The following is a 932-nucleotide window of genomic DNA, read 5'->3' as shown; positions in this document are numbered from 1 at the left end:
CCCCTACGCCGTGATGGGCGCCCCCCTGCCGCTGCGCCGCGCGCCGGGCCCGTCCTGACCGATTTCCGGCCGCGCCCGCCCCCCGGATAACCTCCTGGCATCACCCTTACGCAGCAGGAGTACGAGAACCATGGCGAACGCACCGGTCCAGCGCATGTCCCAGTTGATGGCGAAGACCCTGCGCGACGACCCGGCGGACGCCGAGGTCCTCAGCCACAAACTCCTCGTCCGCGCCGGCTACGTCCGCCGCACCGCCGCCGGCGTCTGGTCCTGGCTGCCCCTCGGCAAGCGGGTCCTCGCCAACGTGGAGCGCATCGTCCGTGAGGAGATGGACGCCATCGGCGCCCAGGAGGTCCTCCTCCCGGCCCTGCTGCCCCGCGAGCCCTACGACGCAACCGGCCGCTGGGACGAGTACGGGCAGGAACTGTTCCGCCTGAAGGACCGCAAGGGCGGCGACTACCTCCTCGGCCCCACCCACGAGGAGATCTTCACCCTCCTCGTCAAGGACCAGTGCACGTCCTACAAGGACCTGCCGGTGGTCCTCTACCAGATCCAGCACAAGTACCGCGACGAGGCCCGCCCCCGCGCCGGCATCCTCCGTGGCCGCGAGTTCCTGATGAAGGACTCCTACTCCTTCGACCTGGAGGACGACGGCCTCGCCCGCTCCTACGCCCTCCACCGCGAGGCCTACCAGCGGATCTTCGCCCGCCTCGGCCTCGACTACCGCATCTGCGCCGCCACCGCCGGCGCCATGGGCGGCTCCAGGTCCGAGGAGTTCCTCGCCCCCGCCGGAGCCGGCGAGGACACCTTCGCCGACTGCCCCGACTGCGACTTCGCGGCCAACACCGAGGCGATCACGTACGCGCTGAAGCCCGTCGACGGCTCCACCGTGCCGCCCGCCGAGGACATCCCCACCCCCGAGCAGGCCACCG

1 protein-coding gene is annotated in these 932 nt (G+C 71.4%); it reads left to right on the top strand.

What is annotated here, in order from left to right; genetic code table 11:
- Window positions 1-130: 130 nt before the first annotated feature.
- The coding region (proS, locus tag MTQ10_RS30750; RefSeq protein WP_247474087.1) for a proline--tRNA ligase at window positions 131-932 on the top strand (802 nt) is incomplete at its 3' end.

The organism is Streptomyces sp. XM83C, assembly GCF_023072675.1.
In the GTDB taxonomy this organism is placed as follows: Bacteria; Actinomycetota; Actinomycetes; order Streptomycetales; family Streptomycetaceae; genus Streptomyces; species Streptomyces thermocoprophilus.
This window is presented reverse-complemented; position numbering and strand designations above follow the sequence as displayed.